Source organism: Cohnella baijiui (assembly GCF_020731285.1).
In the GTDB taxonomy this organism is placed as follows: domain Bacteria; phylum Bacillota; class Bacilli; order Paenibacillales; family Paenibacillaceae; genus Cohnella.
This window is the reverse complement of record NZ_JAJFOW010000431.1, coordinates 1-223: the sequence shown is the minus strand read 5'-3', so window position 1 is coordinate 223 and position 223 is coordinate 1. Positions and strand designations below refer to the sequence as shown.

Here is a 223-nt window from a genome sequence, read left to right as displayed (position 1 = left end):
TCATTCCTTCGCTGGTGTACGGCTTTTCTAGTATTCCTTCCATTCGCATGGCCAAAACTGCATAAAGAATGGCCGCTTCTCCGTGCTAGGATGCCCGTGGTCATTCTTATGGCACTTACAGGCGTCGTCGGATTCAATACGTTTCTTTATATCGCGCTACACTATACAACGTCCATTAATGCTTCGCTTGTTAATTCATCTACACCTATCGTTATTTGCATTC

At 44.4% G+C, this 223-nt stretch carries 1 protein-coding gene; it reads left to right on the top strand.

What is annotated here, in order from left to right:
* The coding region (locus LKX83_RS33255; protein WP_255655044.1) for an EamA family transporter at positions 1 to 223 on the top strand (223 nt) is incomplete at both ends.